The following is a 22935-nucleotide window of genomic DNA, read 5'->3' as shown; positions in this document are numbered from 1 at the left end:
ACTTGGTATACTTCCCGGCCCGAACCGCATCGACCTGACAGACTTATGAAGACGACTCGCATCAAACCGCTGGACGCCGTCTGGCTGATGATGGAAACCTCGGATACACCCATGCACATGGGTGTGCTGTCGGTGTTCCAGAAGCCGCGGAACTGTGGCGCAAAGTATTTTGTGCAGCTCGCCGAGCAGATGCGCAGCGTGCAGCCGGTAGCACCCTGGAATTACCGTCTTGCCAAAGGCATCGGCTATCGCACCGTGGTGGACGAGGACTTCGATATTGATTACCACTTTCGGCGCTCGGCCCTGCCGGAGCCGGGGGGTGAAAGGGAACTTGGACAGATGATATCCCGTCTGCACAGCAGTGCCCTGGACCTCGGGCGGCCGCTGTGGGAAGTGCACCTGATCGAGGGCCTCGAGCGCGATCGCTTCGCCCTCTATATCAAGATGCATCACGCGCTGGTGGAAGGCGTGAACGGCGTACCCGCGTTGCTGGCAACACTGTCGCACAGTGCGCGCTCGCGGAGCGTGGAACCGTTGTGGGCACAACCTCCGGTGAACCGCGACCAGCATGAAGACATTGCTGAAAACCTGCAGTGGCCAGGGCTGGCGGAGTCGATTGATTCCGCAGCCGCCATGGGCCGGGCGGCACTGGGCCTGCTGAGCGGTGCGCTGCGGCCGAGCGAGCGCAACAGCTTCCTCTTGCCCCGGGGTACGCCCCGTTCAACACTGAATCGCCGTATCAATGCCCAGCGCCGTTTCGCTACCCAGCAGTTTGATCAGCAGCGTATCGAGGCAGTGGCGGATGCCACGGACAGTACGGTGAACGAGATACTGACCTATCTTTGCGGCAGTTCCCTGCGCCGTTTTTTCAAGGAGTACAACGCGCTGCCGGATGAGTCCCTGGTGGGCATGATACCGGTGTCACTGCAGGAGCGCGGCCAGCACCTCGCCGGCAATGCCATAGCCGGCCTGCGCATGCCGCTGGGTACCCACATTGCTGATCCACTGAAGCGACTGCAATGCGTCAAGAAGACCATGAAGGAAGTTCGCCGCGACCGCGCCTCGTTGCCGGAGGAGTCAGTGACGTCATACGTGCTCTTACGGGCGGCCCCGATATATGCCAGCCAGATCGAAAAGCTGGGGCAATTTGTACCGCCGCTATACAATCTCGCGGTATCCAACACCGCCGGCGCTGAAAAGACCTGCTATTACAACGGCGCACGATTGGAAGCGGTCTATCCACTGAACCCGCTGTTGCAGTTCAGCGCGCTGAGCATTGACTGTGTCAGTTACGCCGGCACCCTGAACGTTGGCTTCACCGGGGCCAGGGATACACTGCCGCACCTGCAGCGCATGGCGGTTTACCTGGGTAAGGCGCTCGCCGACCTGGAGGAACTGGTGGCCAAAGGGGAGGCAGCGTGATGAATAAACTTTCCCGCATCGCACTGGACCGTGGCCTCGCCCTGAACCAGCGCCTGGCCTCCTCTACTGCCAACAGCATCGACTGGTTGTTCAAACGCGATACGCTGATCAAGTCCGGCCGCACCTGGTTTGAGCTGGTACACGATGGCGACCTGATGTCCGTGCGCTACTACGAGTTACCTGACGACGACGAAATCGAGCTGGTCGATGGCAGCAAGATGCCGATCGAGCGCCAGCAGCACGCCGTGCCCCTGGTGCTGGTGCCCCCGCTGGGGGTGACCACGGAGACCTTTGACCTGATGCCCCAGCGCAGCCTGGTAAGATACATGGTTGCCCGCGGCTTCAAGGTTTACCTGGTGGACTGGGGTAAACCCAAAAAGGAGCACGCGCACCTGGGCATGCTCGATTACGCACAGGACATGATGGGTGTGGCGCTCGACAAGGTGCGCCGACACTCGGGCAGCAAGGAGCTGTCACTGATGGGCTGGTGCATGGGTGGCCTGTTTTGCCTGCTGTACCAGGGTTTCACCCGCGACAGGCATATCCGCAATATCGTCACGGTGGCCAGTCCTATCGACCTGGAAACCGGCAAGGGCGTGATATCCATGGTCGCCAGCGTGGCGCAGGCGATGGACGGGCCGGCGCAACTGGTTAGCAACTATTCCAACTTTCGGCTCAACACCCTGGATCCGGCGCGCCTGTCACTGCCGGACTGGGTAACCACCCTGGTGTTCAAAATGACGGACCCGGTGAGCAGCGTCACCACCTATTGGGACCTGGTGACGCACCTCAGGGACCGGGAGTTTGTCGAGTCGTATTCAACCACGTCTGACTACCTGAACAACATGCTGCGCTATCCCGGCGGCGTGGTGAAGGACATGGCCGGGGGCGTGGTCAACGAAAACCAGCTCGCCCGTGGCCGGGTGTACATCGGCGATGAGGTCGCCGAGCTGGATCGGATAGACTGCAACCTGCTGGCCTTTGCCGGCAAAACCGACAACCTGGTGCCGCCCGACGTCGCCCGCGGCATTATCAATGTGGTGGCTTCAGACGACAAGGAGTTCAGGGAAGCTCCCGGCGGCCACATGGGGGTGATTATCGGCAGCAAGGCCCAGAGCGCGGTGTGGGCAGAGTCGGCCGATTGGCTGGCGTCGCGTTCTGCGGGCCGCCCGCCGGCGCGGCGGAAGAAAAAGGCAGCGCGAAAAAAGGCTGCCTCCCGTGGCGGTGCCCGAGCCGGGCGCAGCGGCTGACTGCGCCCCACGGCCGGCAATTTTCACAACGGCGGATAGCTGCGATTCGCCGGCAAACCTGTGCTAGAATGCGCCTCCAATTTTAACCGCGGTTCACCGAACCGGTAATTCAGCCATATATCCCGGATTGAAGCTGACTCACGTGGCCTTTAGTAGGGGTCACCACTGACACAAGGAAAGCTCATGCCTGTCGTTACGCTGCCTGACGGCTCCCAGCGCACTTTTGAACAACCTGTTTCTGTACACGATGTAGCCGCCGATATCGGCCCCGGCCTGGCCAAGGCTGCCCTTGCGGGCGTGGTCGATGGTCGCGAGCGCGATACCTCATTCTTGATAGAAGACGATGCCGAGATCGCGATCATTACCGACCGTGACGAGGCGGGCCTGGAAATTATTCGTCACTCCACCGCGCACCTGTTGGCCATGGCTACCCAGGATATATTCCCGGGTGTGCAGGTCACTATCGGTCCCGTCATCGAAGACGGTTTCTACTATGACTTCGCCACCGAGCATCATTTCACGCCGGAAGACCTGGAAAAGATCGAGGCGCGCATGCAGGAACTGGTGGCCGAGGATATCCCGGTTCAACGCATCGTTACCTCACGCGAGCGTGCGATAGAGCTGTTCCAGGGCATCGGTGAAGACTACAAGGTAAAGATCATTGAAGAGCTGCCTGAGGGGGAGGAAATTTCCCTCTACAAGCAAGGTGACTGGGGCGACCTGTGCCGCGGGCCTCACGTACCCAGCACGGGCAAGCTTGGCGCCTTCAAGCTGACCAAGGTGGCAGGCGCTTACTGGCGCGGCGACTCCAGCAATGAAATGTTGCAGCGCGTCTACGGTACGGCCTGGGCCAACAAGAAGCAGCTCAAGCAGTACCTCAACCGCCTCGAGGAGGCGGAAAAAAGGGATCACCGCAAGATCGGCAAGAAACTGGACCTGTTCCATACCCAGGAGGAAGCGCCGGGTATGGTGTTCTGGCACCCGGCGGGCTGGACCATCTACCAGACCATCGAGCAGTACATGCGCGCGCAGCAGGTTGCGCAGGGCTATCAGGAGATCAGGACACCCCAGCTGGTGGACCTGTCCCTGTGGGAGAAGTCCGGGCACGCGGACAAATTCGGCGACGACATGTTCATGCTCAAGGCCGAAGAGCGCGAGTTTGCGGTGAAGCCAATGAACTGCCCCTGCCATGTGCAGGTGTTCAACCAGGGCCTTAAATCCTACCGTGACCTGCCGCTGCGGCTGGCAGAGTTCGGTTCCTGCCATCGCAACGAGCCCTCTGGATCGCTGCACGGCATCATGCGGGTAAGGGGCTTCGTGCAGGATGATGCGCACATATTCTGTACAGAAGAGCAGATTCAGCCCGAGGTGTCGGCGTTTATCGACTTCCTGCACGAGGTCTATGCCGACTTCGGTTTCTCCGACGTGATTTACCGTCTCTCTACCCGCCCGGAGCAGCGGGTGGGCTCGGATGCTGACTGGGATCGGGCGGAAAAGGCCCTCGCAGATGCGCTCGATGCCCAGGATCTGCCCTGGGAAGAGTTGCCGGGTGAGGGTGCGTTTTATGGCCCCAAGATCGAGTTTTCACTCAAGGATTGCATCGGGCGGGTATGGCAACTGGGCACCATACAGGTCGATTTTTCCATGCCCGGTCGCCTGGATGCGCAGTATGTCGCCGAAGATGGTTCACGCCAGGTGCCGGTGATGTTGCACCGGGCGATCCTCGGATCTTTCGAGCGTTTCATCGGTATTTTGATCGAACATTACGAGGGAGTATTCCCCACCTGGTTGTCGCCGACGCAGGCGGTAGTGCTCAATATCACCGACAAACAGTCCGAATACGCCAAATCTGTGGAAGATTCCTTAAAAAACAAGGGCTTTCGGGTCGTTTCGGACTTGAGAAACGAAAAGATCGGCTTTAAAATCCGCGAGCACACGATTCAGAAGGTCCCATACCTCCTTGTGGTGGGGGACAAAGAAGTCGAATCACAGACAGTGGCCGTGCGTGCACGTCGCGGCGAGGACCTGGGATCCATGGATCTCGGCGCGTTTGAAGCGCACCTCGCACAGGACGTAGCGCGCCGCGGTCGCGTTGCATTGGATTAATGGAGAATCAGCATTAAGAGAGACAGTAAAGGTGCCGCAAAAAAGGCGCTGACGAACGACCAGATTACGGCGGACCCGGTTCGCCTTGTTGGTGCCAACGGTGAGCAGGTAGGTATTGTACCCCTGAGTGAAGCCAAGGCGGCGGCGGAAGCCGCCAGCATGGATCTCGTATTGATAGCTGATTCGGATCCCGCAGTCTGCAAGATCATGGACTACGGGAAACACATCTTTGAAGCGAAGAAGCAGAAAGCTGCCCAGAAGAAGAAGCAGAAGCGGACTCAAGTCAAAGAAATGAAGTTTCGTCCAGGGACGGAGGAAGGGGATTACCGGGTAAAACTACGCAACCTGGTACGTTTCCTTGAAAATGGCGATAAGGCCAAGGTCACGCTGCGTTTTCGCGGTCGTGAAATGGCTCACCAGGAAATTGGCATGGAACTGCTCAAACGAGTGGAAGCTGACCTGGCCGAGTTGGGTGCTGTTGAGCAATTCCCGAAAATGGAAGGCCGACAGCTCACAATGGTTATTGCCCCCAAGAAGAAGAGCTAGCGGCTTTGTGACGCCCTGGTTTCTCTATTTTTTAATTGCGAATGCGGAGTAATTTATTATGCCTAAAGCGAAAGTTCACAGTGGTGCTGCCAAGCGGTTCAAGAAGACCGCCGGTGGCTACAAGCGTAAAAGCGCGCACAAGAGTCACATCCTGACCAAGATGACGACCAAGCGGAAGCGCCAGCTGCGCGGAACCTCCATGATTCACAAGAATGATGAGGTTCTGATCGATCGCATGCTGCGTGCCAAGTAACGGCCGGACATTAACTACCAGGTAAAGGAGAAGACTCATGCCTCGCGTAAAACGTGGTGTGGTGGCTCACCGCCGTCACAAGAAAATTCTGAAGCAGGCCAAGGGTTACTACGGAGCCCGCAGCCGGATATTTCGGGTTGCCAAGCAGGCCGTAACCAAGGCCGGGCAGTATGCCTACCGTGACCGCCGTCAGCGCAAGCGTCAGTTCCGCGCGCTGTGGATCACACGCATCAACGCTCAGTCCCGAGCCAATGGCCTAAGCTATAGCCGTCTTATCAACGGCCTGAAGAAAGCCGATATTGCCCTGGATCGCCGTGTACTGGCGGACCTGGCGGTGCATGACAAGCCGGCTTTTGCAGCGATTGTGGAGCAAGCGAAGGCCTCGCTGGCCTAAGCCCACCCCGCTGCGGCGATAGCTGCCGCAGGCTCGCTGGCTACACTGTAAAACCAAAAGGGAAAGGGCACTGCTCTTTCCCTTTTTTTATTTCGTAGGAGCGGCTACAGCCGCGATAGGCCTTGAGCATCATGCTGGAACCTAGCGCGGCTGCAGCCGCTCTCACAGCAGTAATTGATTCATAGATTGAGAACCAAATTAATGGAAAACCTCGACACCCTCGCGGGACAAGCCAAAGCCGCTATCGAAGCCGCTGACGACGGGGCCACGCTGGAACAGCTGCGCGTCGACTACCTGGGCAAGAAAGGGCAGATCACAGCGCTGCTCAAGGGGCTGGGCAAGCTCTCCCCCGAAGAGCGTCCCGCCGCGGGGGCGCAGATCAATGTGGTCAAGCAGGAACTCCAGCAGCTGATCGGCGAGCGCAAGAGTGCTCTTGAGGCTGCGGCCGTAGAGGCACAGCTCGCTGCGGAGACGATTGATGTCACGCTACCGGGCAGAGGGCAGTCAACCGGGGGTATTCACCCGGTGAGTCGCACCATGGAACGCATGGAAGCGTTTTTTGCCGCCATCGGGTTCGAAGTCGTCGAAGGTCCGGAGGTGGAAGACGATTACCACAACTTTGAAGCCCTGAATATCCCGGCCCACCATCCTGCGCGAGCCATGCACGATACGTTCTACGTCGACGAGCATACGGTGTTGCGCACACATACCTCGCCAGTGCAGGTGAGGGTAATGGAAAGCCAGCAACCGCCGCTGAAAATCATCTGCCCCGGGCGTGTATACCGCTGCGATTCAGACCTCACCCATACGCCGATGTTTCACCAGGTGGAAGGCCTGTTGATCGATGAGCACACCAGCTTTGCTGACCTGAAAGGCGTGATCGAGGCCTTCCTGCGCGAGTTCTTCGAGCGCGAGCTGGCGGTGCGCTTCCGCCCGTCCTACTTCCCCTTTACCGAGCCTTCGGCGGAAGTGGACATACAGTGTGTCAACTGCGGTGGTGACGGTTGCCGGGTTTGCAGCCAGACAGGGTGGCTTGAAGTGATGGGCTGCGGCATGGTTCACCCCAGGGTGTTTGAGTACTCCGGCATCGACACCGAGAAATACACCGGATTTGCCTTTGGGATGGGTGTCGAGCGACTGGCAATGCTGCGCTACGGCGTCAATGACCTGCGCTTGTTCTTCGACAACGACCTGCGTTTCCTCGAGCAGTTCTGATCGCCACCCTTATAGTATTGGAGAGAATAGACAGTGATTATCAGTGAGCAGTGGCTGCGCGAGTGGGTCAGCCCGAAGATGTCTACCGAAGAACTGGCCCACCAGATCACCATGGCCGGGCTTGAAGTGGACGCCGTGGAACCGGTCGCAGGAGACTTCAGCGGCGTGATCGTGGCGCAGATCATCTCGGCGGAACAGCACCCCGATGCCGACAAGTTGCGCGTGTGCGAGGTCAGTACCGGTGATGGCAGCGTGCAGATCGTATGCGGCGCGCCCAACGCGCGTGCCGGCTTGAAAGCGCCCCTGGCCATCGTCGGCGGCGTGTTGCCGGGAGACTTCAAGATCAAGAAGGCAAAGCTTCGCGGTGTCGAGTCCTTTGGCATGTTGTGCGCCGAACAGGAACTCGGCTTGTCAGATGCCAACGAGGGCCTGATGGAACTCCCCGACGACGCGCCGGTGGGTCGTGACCTGCGCGACTACCTGGGGCTGGAAGACAAGGCGATAGAGATTGGCCTGACACCGAACCGGGCGGATTGCCTTGGCGTGGCCGGTATCGCGCGCGAGGTCGGACTGCTGAATAATCTCAGTGTCTGTGAGCCGGTGATTGAGCCGGTGCCTGCCAGCGTTGACGATAGCCTGCCGGTAGAACTGCTCGCTCCCGAGCGCTGCCCGCGCTTCGTGGGCCGGGTGATTCGCGGAGTGGATATCACGCGTCCAAGCCCGCTCTGGCTGCGGGAAAAACTGCGTCGCGTCGGCCTGCGTTCGATTGATGCCGTGGTGGATGTCACCAACTACGTGATGATGGAACTGGGCCAGCCCATGCACGCCTTCGACCTGGCCAAACTGCGCGGTGGCATTCGCGTGCGCACGGCGGAGCGGGGCGAGAAGCTGGAACTGCTGGACGGGCAGACGGTTGAACTCGATAGTGAGACCCTGGTGATCGCGGACCACGAGAAAGCGGTGGCCATGGCCGGTGTGATGGGCGGGCAGGGCACCTCCGTCAGCGCAGCCACGACAGACCTGTTTCTGGAAGTGGCGTTCTTTGCGCCCACGCCGATGGCAGGCAAGGCCCGGGCTTACGGGCTGCACACCGATGCCTCGCACCGCTTTGAACGCGGCGTGGATTTCACGCTGCAGCAGCGTGCCATGGAGCGCGCCACCGGCCTGTTGCTGGAGATCGTGGGCGGCGCAGCGGGGCCGCTGCAGGAGACCGTATCGTCAGCCCATCTGCCAGCGCGGCCTGACGTGACGCTGCGCGCCGCGCGCATACCCAAGCTGCTCGGCTTCGAGCTCGATGGCGAGGAAGTGGAACGGATCCTCAGTGGGCTGGGCCTGGGTGTTACTGCTACCGGCGAGGGCTGGCTGTGTACGGTGCCTAGTTGGCGCTTCGATATCGCCATTGAAGCCGATTTACTGGAGGAACTGGCGCGCGTTTACGGTTACAACCGGCTGCCGGCGACGCGCCTGAGCGGTGACCTGGTCATGCCCGCGAGGCCGGAAAAGCATCAGTCGGTGTCGGCACTGCGGCGCCATCTGGCGGCGCGTGGCTATCGCGAGGCGATTACCTACAGCTTTGTCGACCCCAAGTTGCAGAAACTGTTCGACCCCGGGCTGGAACCGGTGGCGCTGAGTAATCCTATCTCCGCCGACATGGCTGTTATGCGCACCAGTCTGGTACCGGGACTGGTCTCGGCAGTGCTGCGCAATACCAAGCGGCAGCAGCCCCGGGTGCGCCTGTTCGAGACTGGCCTGCGATTCCTGCCGGGGGAGGACTGTCTCAAACAGGTGCCGACACTGGCCATGGTGATTACCGGCAGCCGTTTTGCCGAGGGCTGGAACGTGGACGCCAGTGCGGCGGACTTCTTCGACCTGAAAGGGGATCTGGAGAGTCTGGTGGCGCTGACACGTGCCAGTGACGATTTCAGCTTTCATGCAGCTCGCCGTGATGCACTGCATCCCGGTCAGACGGCATTCATAACCCGCGATGAGGAAACTGTCGGTTATGTGGGCGCCCTGCACCCCTCGATCTGCAGTGAGTTGGGCGTGCAGGCGCCACTCTATGTGGCCGAAATCACCCTGTCGACACTGCTTGAAGCGGAGCTGCCAGTCTTTGCCGAATTGTCGAAATTCCCCGAAGTTCGCCGCGACCTGGCGATTATCGTGGACAAAGAGGTGCCTGCAGAGGCACTCTTGAGAAATGTTCGAGCTTCGGCAGGGACTTACCTCACGGACTTAACCTTATTTGATGTCTATGAGGGCAAAGGTATTGATCCTAAAAGAAAAAGTCTCGCTCTTGGTTTGACATTCCGGGATTCTTCGCGCACTCTAAGCGACGAAGATGTGAACGAAGCGGTCAAACAAGTGGTTGATTCGCTGGATAAAAATTACAAAGCCGAGCTTCGGGGCTAGTGAGGGGACATGGCGGCGCTGACAAAATCTGAAATGGCTGAGCGCCTGTTTGAAGAGCTTGGGCTCAACAAACGCGAGGCCAAGGAGATTGTCGAGCTCTTCTTTGAAGAGATACGCTCCTGTCTCGAGAATAACGAACAGGTGAAGCTTTCCGGCTTCGGCAATTTCGACCTGCGTGACAAAAGCCAGCGCCCAGGTCGTAACCCGAAGACGGGTGAAGAAATCCCTATTTCCGCCCGCCGTGTGGTGACGTTCCGTCCTGGCCAGAAGCTGAAAGCCCGAGTAGAAGAATATGCTGGAACCGAGCAACAACAATGAACTCCCCGCCATTCCGGGAAAGCGCTACTTCACCATAGGTGAGGTCAGCGAACTTTGTGCGGTCAAGCCGCACGTGCTGCGCTACTGGGAGCAGGAGTTTCCCCAACTCAAACCGGTGAAGCGTCGTGGCAATCGCCGTTACTATCAACGCGACGATGTGCTGACAATTCGCCAGATACGCAGCCTGCTGTACGACCAGGGGTACACCATCGGCGGTGCCCGCCAGCGCATGACCGATGAGGGTGACGCACCTGCAGGTGTCGACATCAAGGCGGTGATCAAAGAGACCATCGAAGAGCTGGAAGAACTGCTGGAAACGCTGGCGCCCGCGCAGAAATAGTATTTGTCTGCAGGTAGGATTTCAGTATAATGCCGGCCTCGCAAGCAACGCGATACTCGGGGCGTAGCGCAGTCTGGTAGCGCACCACACTGGGGGTGTGGTGGTCGTAGGTTCAAATCCTGCCGTCCCGACCAACAAGACAAGAAGGGTTACAGCATAAGGCTGTGACCCTTTTTTTACGCCTGTAGATTTACCATCACAACCGGGCTGGCGTCATTCTGCGCCGGCATGCTCCGGCAGAGGCTATCAGGGCAGTGCGACGCTTGTTACGCAAGCCCGGCCGTAGAACGCGTCTGCCCTGGCCGCAGCTGGACAACACCCTAACGAGAGGGCCGCTATGGTTGATCGGCATCTTTTCCGCGCTGCAGCAGGGCCTGGCGCCTGGCCTCAAGTTGCTCAGCGCGCTGTCTGTCTGCGGCGATCTCTGTCCTGGTTTTCAGTACCCGGTCGCGCGTGAGTTGCCCTTCGAGCATAAGCTTCAGCCACGCGCTCTGCTCGACCGGCTTTTTCGTGTTGTCTGGCATGCTGTGGATACTAGCAGTTTTTGAGCGTCGGGTTTTGCCGCAGTCGTTGTCGCGAGAGCCCGGCCCCGGAGCTTTTCGTCGGGCTCGGCGCCAGCCGCAGTCTCGCAGCCGGAATACTGCCGACCCAGTTGGGCGCTGTTCAGCTCAGGCCGGTGGGGCGGTGGTTCGCTGGACGTCCACCACCATGGATACCAGGTCAACCGGGTCGCCGAACTGGGTGAAGATGGCCACGTCTGCCGCATCGCGTCCGTAGGCAATCGCGACGCGTCCTCCCTGCAAGCTTTGCTGGGTAGGATCAAAGGTGTACCAGCGCCCGCCCACAAAGGCTTCGAACCAGGCGTGAAGATCCATTGGCGCAAGTGGTTCGAGGTAGCCCACGACCATGCGCGCCGGGATCGACAGGGCCCTGGTCAACGCGATCGCCAGGTGCGTCATATCGCGACAGACGGCATCACTGCTGCCGTTGACTTCACGCGCGCTGCGCAGGGTTGTCCCGCTGCCGGGTGTATAGCGAATGCTGCGCGCAACGTAGTCTATGATCGCGTTAACCTGGTCCCAGCCGGGCGCGCAGCCCGCTGTCAGTTCGGAAGCCATGTCATAGAAGAAGTCAGATTCGCAGTAGCGCGAGGGCAGTAGAAAAGGCAGCACACTTTCCGGGAGAAACTGGACCTCGACAAAGTGCGCCCCGGGGGCAGCATCTGCCCATTCAGCGCACTCAACGTCGGCACTGGCTAGAATCGAAAACGGGCCAACCGGTGAGACCAGGCGCTGGCACAAGTTGCCAAATGCGTCGGTGAACTCGACGGCAGGCACGCTGGGCGATAGCACGTATTGCTCCCGGCTGACCCACTGCTGCCAGCCGCTGCGTGGGCGCAGCATGAGCAGGAACGGGGTGGCGACCTCGGCGTGAAACTGCAGTCGCGTGGATGTGTGTAACCACATGGTGATTCTCCGAATTGCTGCGTATGGGCCCTCGGGGGCTGGCTGCTCCCCATTGCCGGGAGATCAGGGCCGTGTGCAGACAGCTGCTGCCCGGTCACAGCATAACGCACATTGCCGTGCGCAACCCGGACGACTTCTGCTGGCGTCGGCTGCGCAGTCGATCTCCGGCAACATGTCTGCCGTCGTCACCAAACGCCGCCTGGCTGGGTGGCGGATAAGCCTAGGGTGGTGGCTGCAGCGTTTGCGATGCTATCCAGTCGGTCACAATTTGTTCGAGAATGGCGATCGCGACCGAACCATTACCAACGATCACATCGTGAAAAGCGCGAATGTCGAAGTCCTTGCCCAGTGCCTGTTGCGCATGTTGACGCAGTGCCTTGATGCGTAACTCGCCGATCTTGTAGGCGGTGGCTTGCCCTGGCCAGGTGATATAGCGGTCGACCTCGGCTGCCACCTCGGCTTGTGTCAGTGCTGAGTTTTGCAACAGGTAGTCGATAGCTTTTTTCCTGGACCAGCCGAAGGCATGGATTCCGGTGTCGACGACCAGTCGATTGGCGCGCCACATCTCGTAGGTCAGGCGGCCGAAGTCACTGTAGGGGTCAGCATAGAAGCCGGCTTCCTTACCCAGGCTTTCAGCATACAATCCCCAGCCTTCCGAGAAGGCTGCGTGGTAAACCGTGCGCCGGAATTCGGGCAGATCGAGCTCCAGTGCCAGCGCCGTCTGGTGGTGATGGCCCGGCACGGCCTCGTGCAATGTCAGTGCTTCCAGGTTGTACAGGGGTTGGTATCGCAGGTTGCTGGTGTTGATGAAATAGATTCCGGCGGAGGAGCCGTCCTCTGCGCCGCTGACGTAGTAGGCGCCGCGCCCTGTGCTGCTGCGAATTTCATAGGTGTTGCGCGCCAACCGGCCGAAATATCTCGGCATCAGGCCGTCCATGCGCTTGGCGATAAATGCGGTTTTCTCCAGCAGGTCCTGTGCATCGCTGGCGTAAAAGCGCGGGTCGCTGCGCAGGAAGTCCAGGAATTGGCTGAACTCTCCCTCAAAGCCGGTCTCGCGGATGACGGCATCCATCTCACGGCGGATACGTGCCGTCTCCGCCAGCCCAAGCTCATGTATCTCCACCGGGGTCATATCTGTGGTGGTGAAATAGCGCAGCAGGTAAGCATAGTAGGCCGCGCCTCCAGGCAGACTGCTGATGCCGGGCTGGCGTCGGCAGGCCGGCATGTACTCAGTGGTGAAGAAGGTAAACAGCTCGCGATAGGCGGGCATCACGCGTTTATCGATCAGTTCCCGGGCACGTGCCTGCAGTTGCGGGGCCTGGGCTTCGCCGACGCTGGAGGGTATACGTTGAAAGGGCTTGTAGAGGCTGCTCTCGGTGGCGTCGTCGACGATCAGGCCGGAGATGGTTTGTTCATATCCGCCCATCGACTCACAGTAGTGGGTGTAGCCCCTTGCCACCGCTTCATCAAGCAACGCCATCTGCTCGCGGTTATAACGGGGGAAATCCTCAAGGCTGGTCAGGAAGGTCTCGTAATCCTGGGCTGTGTCGAAGGTCATGTTTGCCGGCGCGTTGGCAAAGTAGGTGTGATAGCCGAACAGGCTGGTGATGGGAAACAGGTAGTCCGGGCTGGCGAAGCTTGCGCGCTCGGTTTCCCGTTCGTAGCGGAACAGCTGGTAGCTTATCCTGTCCTGCCCGGTCAGTGCGTCCAGATCGATGGCCGCCAATTTCTGCAGCATGGCCTCGTTGAATTGGCGGCGCCGCTCACGTGCCTGCTGGTTCACCTCCGGCAATTTGCCATCGGGTCGGAAAGCATCACCGTCGGTGCGAAAGAAAACCCGTTCCTGCTCGGCGTTGGCCCAGTGCTCAGCGAGCAACTGCTCTAATCGCAGTGAAGCGTCAGCATGGGCGAGGGCGCACGAGAAGATACAGGTAAGGGCAATCAGGGCACGATATGGCATGGCAGTGGTTCTTTTAGGGGGTCGGGCCAGAGTTTAGCGGCTTGATTGGCCGTTTTCATTGATTTTGGGCTGAGTCCATCCTCACGTTGGCGACACTGATTGCGGCCGGGGCATAACTCCAATAAGCTCGTGCCTCCGTCCGGCGTAAGGAAAACACGACATGGCTGAAGTCATACTGCATCAATATGAACTCTCTCCCTTTGGCACGGCGATGCGCCTTGCTCTCGGGCTCAAGGGTATCCCGTGGAAATCCGTGGAGGCGCCGATGGTATCGCCCAAGCCGGACCTCAGCGCCCTGACCGGCGGTTATGAAAGAATACCGGTGTTGCAGATCGGCGCTGATATCTACTGTGATACTGACTGCATCACGTCGGCTCTGGAGGCCTACGCGCCTGAACCGACCCTGTACCCGCAGCCCCTTGGGCTGGCCGGTAAATTCATTGCACAGTGGGCCGGGAACTGCTGGTTCATGCCCGCTGCGGGTACTGCCCTGGGTGGCAATGCGGACAGTCTTCCCGAGGAATTCTGGCTCGACCGGGAAAAACGCTTTGGCATGGACCGCAAGACTTTCCTGCCCGCTGTGCCGCACATGCAGTCACAGTTCGCAGCCGGGGCGCAGTACCTGGTCGCGGCTCTCGCCGACGGTAGGGATTTCATCGCCGGGGATACGGTGGGACATGCAGATCTCACACTGTACATGATCGTGCGCTTCGTGCAGTTGTCAGGTATCCAGCCAGCGGATCTCAGTGCAGCGGTTGCGGAGTGGTACCAGCGGGTGGAGGCAATCGGTTGGGGCGACCTGGAATCATGGACGGCGGAACAGGCCATCCAGCATGCCCTGGAAAACACCCCTGTTGATGCCTGTGCAGTGGCACCGGGCCAGGGCTGGGAGGCTGGCCAACGCGTGTCAGTGCGTACCGAATCACCTGACCCGGCGGCCGTGGAGGGTACCCTGGTGGGGCTGGATGATGCACGCATCTCCATCGCTCGCGACGACCCCAAAGCGGGCCTGGTACACGTGCACTTCCCGCGCATGGGCCAGATTCTTACCCCGGCATAGGATGCCTCGCCAGTGTGGTGTCAGGCCCGGTGCCCGTTAAGTGCGGGACTCAGAAGGCGCCGCCGCTGGCACACTCGATCAGTAGCTGGCCTTCCAGTCCGGCGGCGCGGTGTTGTTGCGCTTGCTGGTAGGTTTCGTCCCTGAGCATATCCAGCATGACCTGGGCAGAGGGGTATTGAATCAGCGCGACTTCGTCCCACAGGTCATCGCCGGCGCCGATCAGCAGGCCCCTGACATCCCCGGCATAAAGAATCTTCACGCCCCGGGGCTCCGTGACTTCCCGAAATCCTGCGGCGTAGAGTTTGTAGGCGTCGCGCCCGCTCAGGTCTGTCTCCCTGCCGTCTTCGTAGAGTGCACGCTCTCTGAACTTGAGCAAATTCAGCATGGCAATCGGTTCACCCGTGGCGCGATCGCGAAACGCGCGCACCTGGTCACCCGTGGGTTGCAGTACGTTGTTGATCATTCGAATGTCTCTCTGGCTTCAGCTTATAAATGGGGAGCGGTATCGTCGCAGCCCCGGGGAGCAGGGGCAAGCCTGTGCGGGTGCGAATTCCGCCGCGCAGCCAGAGGTTCCGTCCGAATTTGTCTGGAAAATGCAGCGTGCAGCAGACTTATCCGCTCAGCGCCCGGAATATGAGCATTTTATTTTTTCCTGGCGAAGAAAATAAATATAGCAAAAACAGTGAGTTAGCTTCACTCTGGGCCGTCCAGGAGATTTTTTTCAGATTTTTTTGCGATAAATGGAATAAACCCGCCAGCTGAGCCGTCAAGTTAGCAAAGTGGAGTGAAACACCACGAGAGGTAACGGGTGGTAAGCCATTTGGGTACGCATCACAGAGCCATAAGGCCATACAGAATGCGTGGCACCACCGCAGCCCTCACCCCTTTTCGCCACGGCGGACAGGCATACAAAATGCCGGTCTGTTCGTGGCTCATGCCTCCCAGAGCGGGGACCGCTAGCCCTCCGCACTGAACCTCAGGGTCTGTCGTCTACATGGGGCGGCAGGCCCTGCTTCTCTTCCCTCACTGTTATCACCCTGTTTTCAGGCCCTGCTGTGTGAAAAGCTGCCGGTTCTGGATTTCCTGCGTTGGAACAAACTGCGCAGCAGTGACTGCTGATCCGCATCACTGATGCCTCCGCATGCGGTTCCAGGCCTGTGCCTGTCCGTTTCGCTGACAAAGTTGGCGCCGGGGCCGTGAATCGGCAAAAAAAAGCCCGGTCGCCTTTGCGAGGCGACCGGGCACGAAAACGATTGGTGTTTGCCTAGCGCAGCCAGGCTTGTTCTATCAGGCGCTGTTCTTCACTGGCGCTAAGAGCAATATCGGCACTGTAATCGGCGAGGTAGTCTGCCACCTGGTCCGCATCACCGGCGCCCGCCGGGCGAAATTCGGCGCTGCTGCCAGGCAATTCAGCTGCTGCGGCGACCCTGACCTGCCACTGGCCATCGTCAAGCCGACAGGCCACGCCGCGGGTGCTGGCCGCGTTCGCCTTGAGCAGGTATTCACGACACCAACTACCGTCGATGTGGCTGAAGCTCAACACCGGCCGCACCTGTTCGCCGTTTGCCAGTGAAGCCCAGCCAGACGCCATAGACGGCGTTGATTCGAGCACGGTGGCCAGGGTCGGGGAGGAGGGCGTCGATGTCTGCCACTGTGGGGTCAGCAGCAAGCCCGCTGCCGCCACCAGGGAAGCGGCCACGGCATACTGCCAGGCGGGGCGCGCCGGGCGCTGGCGCGTGAGAGGTACGACATTGCTGCTGGGCCGCACCATTGCGGCGACGCTTTCAGGTACCGTGTCGGTACCTGCAAACGTTTCGCGCAGACGCGCGTTCAGCGCCAGCAACTTGTCCAGGGTCTCTCGTAACGCGGGTTCGGCATCCAGTCGCGCGCGCACTCGCTGGGCGGTGACCTCGTCCAGTTCCCCGTCCACATATTGTGACAGCAGTTCGTATTCCTGGTCTTTCATATTTCGTTCCTGTCAGCCCTCATCGCGTTGCGGACTGTAGTGCTGTAATAAATTCTTTCTTGCCCTGGCAATACGGCTCATGATCGTTCCCACCGGTACCTCGAGTATCTCTGCCGCTTCAGCGTAGGTCTTGCCTTCTATGCTCACCAGGCTCAGTGCCAGTCGCTGGTCTTCCGGCAACTGGTCAAGCGCGGCTGCTACCGCGTCCAGTTCTTGTTCGCCCGCTGCGACTTCCTGTGTACTCAACGCCACCTCCGAATCGGTTACCGTGGCGGGGTAGCGCTGTCTCACGTCGCGCGACCTGAGTTCGTCGATCCACACGTTCTTGCAGACCCGGTAACTCCATTTCGCCGCGTGTGCATCCTCAGGCATGCCTTTCTGCAGTAGCCTCTCAACTGTGGACTGCAGCAGGTCGTCTGCATCGGCGTTGTTACCGGTCAGCGAGTAGCAGAAGCGGCGTAATCCACCCAGTTCGGCCATAAGGGCCTCACGCTGTGAATCGCTGAGCGTTGGCATACGAATCCTGTTAAAATAAGGGACGTTTAAGCATGCGATTTTATTCCCCAGACCGGAATTTTTATTCGCGCTAAACGTCATCTATGTAGAAGGTGACGCTTTATTTTCACGGTAAATACTATCATGATTTTCCGCAACTCTTTGAAAGAATTGAAGATATTCGCCCTCCGAGGGCTGTCTTCCACCGCCTCGGCGGCATTTTTGGTGCTGTTCCTGTGCCTGCCGCTGGCGCAGCAGGCCTCGGCGCAGGTTCCCGGTAGCCTGGACGACTCTGACCTCATAGAGGAGCAGGTGGAAGACGAGGTCGAGGAAGATGTCGAGGACCAGGTCGATGATTCGGTAACTGACGCCGCCGAAGACCAGGTGGAGGAAGCGGTTGAAGACCGCCTGGACGAATTGCTGCTGGGCCCCGGCGATCGCTTCGTAGAAGAGAAGGTGGAAGAGCAGATAGAGGACGAGGTGACAGACAGCGTGGAAGACGTTGTCGAGGACGCGGTCGAAGAGGTTGCCGAGGAAGAAGTCGAGAATTCTCTGGAGGACGCGGTAGAGGAGCAGATCACTGACGCTGTTACCGAGGAAGTGGAAGACGATGTCGAGCAGGAAGTGCAGGACGAGGTCGAGGAAACCGTAGCTGACAACGTGGAAGATTCCGTCGAGGACCAGATCGAAGAGTCAGTGCAGCAGGAAGTTGCCCAGAATGTGGAGCAGAATGTTGAGGACAACGTCGAGAGCTCGGTGGAGACCAGCGTGCAGGAAGACCTCGAGCAATCTGTTGAAAGCGAGGTGGAAGCCAGCGTTGAAGTTGCCGTTGAAGACAACGTGGAGCAGTCGGTAGAGAGCGCGGCTGAAGTGCAGGTCGCGGCGGTCGTGGAAGAGCGCCTTGAGAACGAGATAGACGATATCCTCGACGACCTCGAAAGTGAGCTGGAAGTCGATGAAGCGCGGATTCAACGCGAACAGTGGCTGGTGATGGCAGAGCCGGAAGTCTTCGAGGAACTGGCCGAAAAGGGCTACCTCTTCGACACCGTGACTGACCTGCCCGGGCTGGGAATGCGTCTTGCCGAGGTGGCGGGCCCTTCCAGCTTTGACATAACAGAAGTGCGCCGCGGTGTTCTCGACGTCGTCGGCAAAGACCGCGCGGAAGTCGACCTCAACCATATTTACACCGCAGGCTCTGAAGTCGCGGTGGCGGAGCAGGGCATTGTGCCGCGCTCCGCGATCACCATGCCCGCGTCTGCCGATAACGATGGCGTGCGGATCGGCATGATCGACAGTAAGGTGGACACTTCTCACCCTTCGCTGGCAAATGCCAGTATCGAGAGTCGCTCATTCGTATCGGCAAAGGCGACCTTGCCGGATTTTCACGGTACCGCGATCGCCTCAATCATAGCGGCCAACGATGGCGACTATCAGGGCCTGTTGCCAGGCGCTGAGGTCTATGCCGCTGCCGTGTTCGAGGTGGATGAAGAGCGTGGCGAGATCGCTTCCACGGTCAGTTTGCTGCGCGCACTCGATTGGCTGATCTCAACCAGGGTTGATGTGGTCAATATAAGCCTTGCCGGCCCACCCAACCGTCTGTTGGAAGCTGCGCTACAGCGTGCGTCGGAGCAGGATGTGCTGGTCATGGCTGCCGCCGGAAACGGTGGTCCCGTGGCGCGGCCAATGTACCCTGCGGCTTATGACACGGTGGTTGCAGTGACTGCCGTCGATGAGGGCCACAGGGTCTTTCGCCTGGCCAATCGTGGTGATTATCTCGATATAGCTGCGCCGGGAGTGGGGCTGCTGCATGCGCGCGCCGGTGGCGGTTATGTGGCGTCTTCGGGCACATCCTTTGCCGTGCCTTTTGCCGCCACGGCTGCTGCCCGACTGCGTAAACAACAGCCGGGCGCCGACGTCATGGCCTTGCTGTATAACTCCGCCGAAGACCTCGGTCCGCCGGGGCGCGATGATATTTACGGTTACGGCCTGTTACGCATCCGGGAATCCTGAAGCAGCGTCCTGAACAGCACGCGGTCCGCTACCAGCGGTAGGAAAACCGGGTTCCCACAACGTGCTGGTCGTAGTCTGAACGAGGGAAGTTGGAGTCGTAGTCGGCGTACCCCACGTACAGTTGTATCGCGGCCTTCTCCAGGATCGGGTACTCGATATCAACCTTCCAGCGATGGCGGTTATCTTCCCTTTCTTCGCCAATGCTGGGGGTGATAGAGCTGTAGTCACGGTATTCGTAACGCCACGAGAATTCGGTTTTCAGAACCTCGCCAAAGGCGTCGAAACGGTGAATGTAGCGCAGCTTCAGGTTGCTCGCGCTGTAGTCAAAACGGTCTTCTACCGCGTTTTCATCTTTAAATTTGTAGCCAAGATTAAAATAGCTGCGCAGACCGCGGCGAAAGAAATACAGGTCTATCTCTCCCGCATGACTATCAGCATCTCTGCCCGGGTTCTGTTCGATGCTCTTGTCTGAATAGACGTAGGCGCCGCGGGCAAACCACTTTTTCGACAGGAAGCCCGAGACATACGGCGATGCGCGGTAGTATTCGAGGAAAGCATTTCCATCCAGGCGTGCATTGATGTAGTACAGCGTAAGACCGGAGTTGACGGCACCCAGGTCAGCCCCGAAATCGACTCCCAGCAAGTGCGTTTGCCTGTCAAGGGCACCGAACTGTTCGTAGTTGCTCTGGCTGACATCATAGGTCACCGCCATGTCCAGCGTATCGTTGAAACGGTGGTCGAGCTGCAGTTCCGCGTCGATGATAAGCGCGTAGTCGCTCTCGCTGCTGGACGCATCGAGTTCGTCGACGGAGACGTTACTATCGTACTCGCCGCCTATGCCCACTTCTGCGGAGAATTCAGTGGAGGAACCGCCGGCCGCGGAAAAGGCGGGTGCTGTTGTACCCGCCATCATAAGAGCGCAAGACAGGTGAACCGTGTATGCCGGCCATTTCATCTGACGGTATCCGGGAGTAGCCTGATTATGGCGTTAAAGTGTTGAACCACGAAACTGCGACATAATAGCAAAATTTACCGTTCCGGGAGGGGGTACCATGGCAAATTCCGTGCACCGTGCGACTGTTGGCCAACGACGCTCGAAGCGTCCATTATTCTCCCTATGATGCGCAATTTACTCTTACCTGTCGCCCTTTGCGGCGCGCTCGTTACTGGTGTGGTTTGGGCGCAACCGTCAACGGAACGTGAACAGGCCTGTGTGGTCTTGCTGCACGGACTATTTCGCAGTGCGGCCGCGATGAAGCCGCTGGAGTGGTATCTCGAAAACGAGGGCTACGCTACCGTCAACGAAAGTTACCGCTCATTCAGCACACCGATTGAAGAACTCTCCGAGGAGGTTGTGGGCGACGGGCTGCGAGTGTGTCATTCAATGGGTTTTGAACGGGTGCATTTTGTTGCCCATTCCATGGGGGGAATACTGGTTCGGCAGTACGCATCCATGCATGCGCTACCTCAAGAGACCCGCGTGGTCATGCTTGGGCCACCCAATCAGGGCAGCCAGGTTGCTGAGTACTGGAGCGAATTTGATCTATTCGGGCTGCTGGAGACGAGGGTGCTGGAGCAGTTGGGTACGGGTAGTGACTCGCTCAGCCGGCGCCTTGGGCCAGTAACGTTTCAACTGGGAGTGATTGCCGGTAATTTACGCAACAGGACATTGCTACCCGGGTTTCCTGATCGCCCCAGCGACGGTACGGTTTCGGTAGCAGAAACGGTAGTGCCAGGTATGCTCGACTTTCTGGAGATGCCGGTCTTGCATACTTTCATGATCTGGGACACATCGGTTATGGCGCAGGCGGTGAACTTCCTGCGCTCGGGTGCCTTCGAACGCGAGGGGCCTGCGGGGCCGCAGCGGGAGACAGAAGCTGGAAACTGACGTTTCCTCGATGCTTTGTGTGTGATGCCAGCTTGGGGCTGCCGGCCTCGGCAGGAGGCTGACGAAAATGCTAGAATCGCCGGCTTTGATCAGCATTGGTTTACAGGGAGAATTATCATGGCCAAGTCCGACGCAGAAAACCATCACGAGTGCATGAACCGCTTCATTGAACTCGGCAACAAGATGAAGGAGGAGGGCGTAGGCACCCACGTGGTCTCCGCTGCATTGATGTCCGCCTCCGCTGTGTACTCAACCTACGTGGCGGTGGGTAACACCGGCGGCCTGAATCCATCGGGTGTAGACAAAATTGTAGATGCCTACCGTCACCAGATGGAACAGGTGCAGGCATCGCGTCAGGCGGAGTCGGGCAGCGCCGAATAAACACCGGGCGCTGGCTTTCGGTGTCCGTTAAAAGCGTAAATCGGGGCAGCCTGTAGCGTGCCCTTTCTGCAGCCGGCGGCAGCTGGTGACTGCGAGCTCTAACGAGAACGGGATCAGGTAAGCGAGAGTTCGCCCCGGCCGACTTTTTCCTCTTCCTTGCGCAGCCTGTCCAGTCTTTGCTCCAGAGAACGCTGGTGTCGCTTGCGGGTGATCTCCAGCTGTTGCAGACGTGCCTGGGCCTGGTGCTGCTGCTTTTCCTCTTCTTCCCACAGCCCGGTCAGCATTTCTTCGTGCTCGATTTCCTGCTCTAGTTGACGCTGGCGCAGCTGTTCCTGCTCCGATCGAAATTCGCGGGTATGTTCTTCTCTCCGGGCGCTGAATGTTTCCAATTCGCTCTGGTGCTCGGCCTTGAGCTCTTGCTCGCGCGCGCTGAACCCCTGCTCGATTTCCTGTATGTCCTGTTCTTTTTCGGTCAACAGGCGATCCATGCTGTCGACGTCCTGTTCGCACTGCTTGCGGATGGCGGCAATCCTCGCCTCTAGTGAGGCAATTTCCCTGGCCGCATCATCCCGGCACTGCTGCCGCTTTGCCTGCAGTTCATCGCAGGACAACCTCGCCGCTTCGCACCGCTGTGAATGCTCCGTTGCCAGGCTGGAGATGGCCTGTTCCAGTGTGTCGCTTAATGCGCGCTCCTGTTCTGTGATACGGTCAATTTGCTCGGTAAAAAGTCGCTCTTTTTCCTGCTCCAGGTCCTTGAGCTGTGTTTTTGTGTCCTCGGCCTCAAGCAGCACCTGTGCCCGACGCTGCTTGATTGACTCAAGCTGCTCCGCGGTTTGCTGTTTGATTTCCTCTTGCAGGGTTTGCAATTGCTCGAGCTTGTCGTCGTGGACAGCCTGTGCTTCCTGTTGTAACTGCTGCAGGCGCTGGATCACTTCATCCGCGCTTGGCGTTGAGGGCTCCGGACTGCTCTGCTCCACGAGCTCAAGTGTATTCACATCGCCAGCCGGTGTGTCGTCCATCACCGGCAGTAGCGGATCAGCAGGGGGGCTCATACCCTCTGTAGACCCACTCACCGGGCCCGGCTCAGCGCCCATTGCAGCCGCAGTAGCTTCCGGTTCCGGGCTGGATAGCTCAGAAACCACGCGGGTGACCAGTTCGGCCTTGCCGCCGCGCTCAGACATTTTCCGGAAGTAGTCAGCCGCTGCCTTGCGGTCGAGGTTGCTGCGCAATATAAAGGCGTCGCCAGAGAACAGTTCGTCCAGCACCAACGGATCGTTGATCTGGAAGAGTTCAGCCAGGTTTGCCCGAACCTGATCAGGATCGAATCCGGGTAAAATATCGCCCTTGAAGGTCAGGTCAAAGCACTTCATCAGTTCTGCAGTCCATTTACAGGCCATCCATGGAACCTTATCACTCACAGAATTTAGGGGTCTCCCGGCGCTTTTTCCATAAAAAA

At 59.1% G+C, this 22935-nt stretch carries 22 protein-coding genes and 1 tRNA gene; 15 read left to right on the top strand and 8 right to left on the bottom strand.

Annotation, left to right across the window (positions count from 1 at the left end; translation table 11 throughout):
• The first annotated feature begins 45 nt into the window (after window positions 1–45).
• The 11 genes from F0M18_RS07020 (at window position 46) to F0M18_RS06970 (ending at window position 10387) form a co-directional block, all read left to right on the top strand.
• On the top strand, window positions 46–1422 hold the full coding sequence (locus tag F0M18_RS07020) for a wax ester/triacylglycerol synthase family O-acyltransferase (RefSeq protein ID WP_188109625.1): 1377 nt from the start codon (window positions 46–48) through the stop codon (window positions 1420–1422).
• Complete coding sequence (locus F0M18_RS07015) at window positions 1422–2672, top strand: alpha/beta fold hydrolase (RefSeq protein WP_149610708.1); 1251 nt, start codon at window positions 1422–1424, stop codon at window positions 2670–2672. Before F0M18_RS07020 ends, F0M18_RS07015 begins: the two co-directional genes overlap by 1 nt.
• A 183-nt stretch (window positions 2673–2855) precedes the next feature.
• Window positions 2856–4778 carry a threonine--tRNA ligase gene (thrS, locus tag F0M18_RS07010; protein ID WP_149610707.1) on the top strand — a complete coding sequence of 641 codons (1923 nt, stop codon included), beginning with the start codon at window positions 2856–2858 and terminating at the stop codon, window positions 4776–4778.
• Between the two features lie 6 nt (window positions 4779–4784).
• Window positions 4785–5324, top strand: a complete 540-nt coding sequence (infC, locus tag F0M18_RS07005) for a translation initiation factor IF-3 (RefSeq protein ID WP_149610706.1) — start codon at window positions 4785–4787, stop codon at window positions 5322–5324.
• 58 nt (window positions 5325–5382) lie between these two features.
• Window positions 5383–5577 (top strand): 50S ribosomal protein L35, encoded by a 195-nt coding sequence (gene rpmI / locus F0M18_RS07000; RefSeq protein WP_149610705.1) that lies wholly within the window; start codon window positions 5383–5385, stop codon window positions 5575–5577.
• Between the two features lie 37 nt (window positions 5578–5614).
• Window positions 5615–5971, top strand: a complete 357-nt coding sequence (rplT, locus tag F0M18_RS06995; RefSeq protein WP_149610704.1) for a 50S ribosomal protein L20 — start codon at window positions 5615–5617, stop codon at window positions 5969–5971.
• Between the two features lie 201 nt (window positions 5972–6172).
• The gene (pheS, locus tag F0M18_RS06990) at window positions 6173–7186 is read left to right on the top strand and encodes a phenylalanine--tRNA ligase subunit alpha (RefSeq protein WP_149611164.1); all 1014 of its coding nucleotides are present in this window, start codon (window positions 6173–6175) and stop codon (window positions 7184–7186) included.
• 33 nt (window positions 7187–7219) lie between these two features.
• Complete coding sequence (gene pheT, locus F0M18_RS06985; protein WP_149610703.1) at window positions 7220–9595, top strand: phenylalanine--tRNA ligase subunit beta; 2376 nt, start codon at window positions 7220–7222, stop codon at window positions 9593–9595.
• 9 nt (window positions 9596–9604) lie between these two features.
• The gene (gene ihfA / locus F0M18_RS06980) at window positions 9605–9913 is read left to right on the top strand and encodes an integration host factor subunit alpha (protein ID WP_149610702.1); all 309 of its coding nucleotides are present in this window, start codon (window positions 9605–9607) and stop codon (window positions 9911–9913) included.
• The gene (locus F0M18_RS06975) at window positions 9888–10253 is read left to right on the top strand and encodes a MerR family transcriptional regulator (RefSeq protein ID WP_149610701.1); all 366 of its coding nucleotides are present in this window, start codon (window positions 9888–9890) and stop codon (window positions 10251–10253) included. Before ihfA ends, F0M18_RS06975 begins: the two co-directional genes overlap by 26 nt.
• Window positions 10254–10310: 57 nt before the next feature.
• Window positions 10311–10387: transfer RNA gene (locus F0M18_RS06970), tRNA-Pro, on the top strand.
• 201 nt (window positions 10388–10588) lie between these two features.
• Here F0M18_RS06970 and F0M18_RS06965 read toward each other — a convergent pair.
• The 3 genes from F0M18_RS06965 to F0M18_RS06955 all read right to left on the bottom strand — a co-directional run bounded on the left by F0M18_RS06965 (window position 10589) and on the right by F0M18_RS06955 (window position 13679).
• Entirely contained in the window at window positions 10589–10777 is a 189-nt protein-coding gene (locus F0M18_RS06965; protein WP_149610700.1) for a hypothetical protein, read from the bottom strand.
• Between the two features lie 144 nt (window positions 10778–10921).
• Window positions 10922–11719, bottom strand: a complete 798-nt coding sequence (locus F0M18_RS06960) for a transglutaminase domain-containing protein (protein WP_149610699.1) — start codon at window positions 11717–11719, stop codon at window positions 10922–10924.
• Window positions 11720–11939: 220 nt separating this feature from the next.
• Window positions 11940–13679: a DUF885 domain-containing protein gene (locus F0M18_RS06955; RefSeq protein ID WP_149610698.1), complete on the bottom strand. Its 1740-nt coding sequence runs from the start codon at window positions 13677–13679 to the stop codon at window positions 11940–11942.
• 160 nt (window positions 13680–13839) lie between these two features.
• Here F0M18_RS06955 and F0M18_RS06950 point away from each other — a divergent pair, with 160 nt between their 5' ends.
• Window positions 13840–14739, top strand: a complete 900-nt coding sequence (locus F0M18_RS06950) for a glutathione S-transferase family protein (protein ID WP_149610697.1) — start codon at window positions 13840–13842, stop codon at window positions 14737–14739.
• 49 nt (window positions 14740–14788) lie between these two features.
• On the opposite strand, the gene F0M18_RS06945 is transcribed toward F0M18_RS06950, so the two are convergent.
• The 3 genes from F0M18_RS06945 to F0M18_RS06935 form a co-directional block, all read right to left on the bottom strand.
• The gene (locus F0M18_RS06945) at window positions 14789–15202 is read right to left on the bottom strand and encodes a DUF1330 domain-containing protein (protein ID WP_188109624.1); all 414 of its coding nucleotides are present in this window, start codon (window positions 15200–15202) and stop codon (window positions 14789–14791) included.
• Between the two features lie 801 nt (window positions 15203–16003).
• Window positions 16004–16705: an anti-sigma factor gene (locus F0M18_RS06940; RefSeq protein WP_149610696.1), complete on the bottom strand. Its 702-nt coding sequence runs from the start codon at window positions 16703–16705 to the stop codon at window positions 16004–16006.
• A gap of 12 nt (window positions 16706–16717) precedes the next feature.
• Window positions 16718–17221, bottom strand: coding sequence for an RNA polymerase sigma factor (locus F0M18_RS06935; RefSeq protein ID WP_149610695.1), 504 nt, complete (start codon window positions 17219–17221; stop codon window positions 16718–16720).
• A gap of 123 nt (window positions 17222–17344) precedes the next feature.
• Between F0M18_RS06935 and F0M18_RS06930 the strand changes: the two genes are divergently transcribed.
• Window positions 17345–19210 carry a S8 family serine peptidase gene (locus tag F0M18_RS06930; RefSeq protein WP_149610694.1) on the top strand — a complete coding sequence of 622 codons (1866 nt, stop codon included), beginning with the start codon at window positions 17345–17347 and terminating at the stop codon, window positions 19208–19210.
• 28 nt (window positions 19211–19238) lie between these two features.
• On the opposite strand, the gene F0M18_RS06925 is transcribed toward F0M18_RS06930, so the two are convergent.
• Window positions 19239–20120: a hypothetical protein gene (locus F0M18_RS06925; protein WP_149611162.1), complete on the bottom strand. Its 882-nt coding sequence runs from the start codon at window positions 20118–20120 to the stop codon at window positions 19239–19241.
• A gap of 309 nt (window positions 20121–20429) precedes the next feature.
• On the opposite strand from F0M18_RS06925, the gene F0M18_RS06920 reads away from it, so the two are divergent.
• Together F0M18_RS06920 and F0M18_RS06915 are read left to right on the top strand one after the other, a co-directional pair.
• On the top strand, window positions 20430–21098 hold the full coding sequence (locus F0M18_RS06920) for an alpha/beta fold hydrolase (RefSeq protein ID WP_188109623.1): 669 nt from the start codon (window positions 20430–20432) through the stop codon (window positions 21096–21098).
• Window positions 21099–21215: 117 nt separating this feature from the next.
• On the top strand, window positions 21216–21479 hold the full coding sequence (locus F0M18_RS06915; RefSeq protein WP_149610692.1) for a DUF3144 domain-containing protein: 264 nt from the start codon (window positions 21216–21218) through the stop codon (window positions 21477–21479).
• Window positions 21480–21592: 113 nt separating this feature from the next.
• On the opposite strand, the gene F0M18_RS06910 is transcribed toward F0M18_RS06915, so the two are convergent.
• Complete coding sequence (locus F0M18_RS06910) at window positions 21593–22897, bottom strand: coiled-coil domain-containing protein (RefSeq protein WP_149610691.1); 1305 nt, start codon at window positions 22895–22897, stop codon at window positions 21593–21595.
• Window positions 22898–22935: the final 38 nt, after the last annotated feature.

The organism is Pseudohalioglobus sediminis (assembly GCF_008370495.1).
Lineage (GTDB): Bacteria > Pseudomonadota > Gammaproteobacteria > Pseudomonadales > Halieaceae > Halioglobus.
The sequence above is the reverse complement of the archived record's forward strand: the minus strand, read 5'-3'. Positions and strand labels throughout refer to the sequence as shown.

Excerpts from the sequence above, each read along its gene's own strand:
- F0M18_RS06965 (WP_149610700.1), bottom strand. The coding sequence starts at position 10,777 with ATGCCAGACAACACGAAAAAGCCGGTCGAGCAGAGCGCGTGGCTGAAG.
- F0M18_RS06950 (WP_149610697.1), top strand. The coding sequence starts at position 13,840 with ATGGCTGAAGTCATACTGCATCAATATGAACTCTCTCCCTTTGGCACG.
- F0M18_RS06935 (WP_149610695.1), bottom strand. The coding sequence starts at position 17,221 with ATGCCAACGCTCAGCGATTCACAGCGTGAGGCCCTTATGGCCGAACTG.
- rpmI (WP_149610705.1), top strand. The coding sequence starts at position 5,383 with ATGCCTAAAGCGAAAGTTCACAGTGGTGCTGCCAAGCGGTTCAAGAAG.
- F0M18_RS06930 (WP_149610694.1), top strand. The coding sequence starts at position 17,345 with ATGATTTTCCGCAACTCTTTGAAAGAATTGAAGATATTCGCCCTCCGA.
- ihfA (WP_149610702.1), top strand. The coding sequence starts at position 9,605 with ATGGCGGCGCTGACAAAATCTGAAATGGCTGAGCGCCTGTTTGAAGAG.
- rplT (WP_149610704.1), top strand. The coding sequence starts at position 5,615 with ATGCCTCGCGTAAAACGTGGTGTGGTGGCTCACCGCCGTCACAAGAAA.
- F0M18_RS06915 (WP_149610692.1), top strand. The coding sequence starts at position 21,216 with ATGGCCAAGTCCGACGCAGAAAACCATCACGAGTGCATGAACCGCTTC.
- F0M18_RS06945 (WP_188109624.1), bottom strand. The coding sequence starts at position 15,202 with ATGATCAACAACGTACTGCAACCCACGGGTGACCAGGTGCGCGCGTTT.
- F0M18_RS06925 (WP_149611162.1), bottom strand. The coding sequence starts at position 20,120 with ATGGCGGGTACAACAGCACCCGCCTTTTCCGCGGCCGGCGGTTCCTCC.
- F0M18_RS06955 (WP_149610698.1), bottom strand. The coding sequence starts at position 13,679 with ATGCCATATCGTGCCCTGATTGCCCTTACCTGTATCTTCTCGTGCGCC.
- F0M18_RS06960 (WP_149610699.1), bottom strand. The coding sequence starts at position 11,719 with ATGTGGTTACACACATCCACGCGACTGCAGTTTCACGCCGAGGTCGCC.
- F0M18_RS07015 (WP_149610708.1), top strand. The coding sequence starts at position 1,422 with ATGAATAAACTTTCCCGCATCGCACTGGACCGTGGCCTCGCCCTGAAC.
- pheS (WP_149611164.1), top strand. The coding sequence starts at position 6,173 with ATGGAAAACCTCGACACCCTCGCGGGACAAGCCAAAGCCGCTATCGAA.
- F0M18_RS07020 (WP_188109625.1), top strand. The coding sequence starts at position 46 with ATGAAGACGACTCGCATCAAACCGCTGGACGCCGTCTGGCTGATGATG.
- F0M18_RS06975 (WP_149610701.1), top strand. The coding sequence starts at position 9,888 with ATGCTGGAACCGAGCAACAACAATGAACTCCCCGCCATTCCGGGAAAG.
- thrS (WP_149610707.1), top strand. The coding sequence starts at position 2,856 with ATGCCTGTCGTTACGCTGCCTGACGGCTCCCAGCGCACTTTTGAACAA.
- F0M18_RS06940 (WP_149610696.1), bottom strand. The coding sequence starts at position 16,705 with ATGAAAGACCAGGAATACGAACTGCTGTCACAATATGTGGACGGGGAA.